At 61.5% G+C, this 1,190-nt stretch carries 1 protein-coding gene and 1 other annotated feature; the gene reads right to left on the bottom strand.

Annotation, left to right across the window (positions count from 1 at the left end; genetic code table 11):
• Positions 1 to 4: 4 nt before the first annotated feature.
• Positions 5 to 1,190, bottom strand: a protein-coding gene (locus tag BPODLACK_RS23105) for an IS3 family transposase (protein ID WP_236577765.1) whose coding sequence is annotated in 2 segments (ribosomal slippage) — positions 5 to 1,032 and positions 1,032 to 1,190 — 1,187 coding nt annotated over the 2 segments. Because the reading frame shifts where the segments join, the coding sequence is not laid out codon by codon here. This gene is flagged as partial in the annotation.
• Positions 902 to 1,033: a sequence feature (AL1L pseudoknot), on the bottom strand. Its footprint overlaps the gene before it by 132 nt.

Genomic DNA, 1,190 nt, shown 5'->3' with positions numbered 1-1,190 from the left:
TGAATCACCCCAGGTTTTGTGCCGCCTCCAATGTGGGCTGGTCCTCGGGGCCGAGGCCAGCGTAGTGGAGCGTTTCGAACTCGGTCGGGGGAATCTGGCCAATACTCGAGTGCAACCTGCTGTTGTTGTACCAGTCGACCCAACCAGCGGTCGCGAACTCGACGTCGGAGATCGTCCGGTACGGGCCGGAGTGGAAGATCGTGGTCCGGATGCACTCGGTCTTGTACAAGCCGTTCACCGACTCGGCCAGCGCGTTGTCGTAGGCGTCCCCGACCGATCCGATCGACGCTGCGATGTCTTCGAGTCGCAGACGCTCAGTCAGTGTAACCGATGTGTACTGACTTCCGGCATCCGAATGATGAATAAGCTCAGCAGCTTTCACCGGATGCCCTTCCCGATTGCGCTGCCACAGTGCCATCCGAAGCGGGACTGTCACCAACTCCACCGACTTCGATGTCGAGGCATGCCATGCCACGATTCGACGGGAGAACACGTCGATGATGAACACCACATACACCCACCCAGCCCAGGTCCGGCAGTAGGTGAAATCGGTCACCCAAACCCGGTTCGGTTCGGCAGCACTGAACTGTCGGTTCAACAGATCCTCCGCGCGGACACCATCAGCGGATCTGACGGTCGTTCGGACTCCCTTCGACCGTCGAATTCCTTGGTGGCCTAACACTTTCATCGCTCGATCAACGGCACCATAGGACACCCCAGGCAGAGTTGTGCGATGCAGATGGGCGCGCATCTTCACCCGCCCGTAGAGGCCCTCGGGAGTCATCTTCCGCCGGCCGTCGTCACCGGTGCGCCAGACGACAGTGCGCACCGCATCGACGACGTGGGCATCAGAGACCGTCCGTGCGGCAGGCGTGCGTGATCGCCATGCCCGGTAGGTTCGTGCGGCAATCTGGCAGCCCTGCCCACGCAGGACCCGGCAGATCGACTCGACCGCAAACCCGTTGGCGCGCATCTGATCTATGAACGCCACGATCATCGGTTGCGGGGGTCGAGTTCCCCCGCGAAGAAAGTTGTCGCTGCTTTCAGAATGGCAACGTCTTCTCGTAACTGCTTGTTCTCGGCCTTGAGGCGCTTGATCTCGGCGGACTCCTTCGTAGTGGTCCCGGAGCGGGCGCCGGCATCGATCTGGGCTTGTACGGCCCATCGACGTACCGTCTCCCCGCCGACAC

This window comes from Gordonia sp. YY1, assembly GCF_009872315.1.
In the GTDB taxonomy this organism is placed as follows: domain Bacteria; phylum Actinomycetota; class Actinomycetes; order Mycobacteriales; family Mycobacteriaceae; genus Gordonia; species Gordonia amicalis.
Note: the sequence above shows the minus strand (reverse complement) of the source record. Positions and strands in the feature narration are given on the sequence as shown.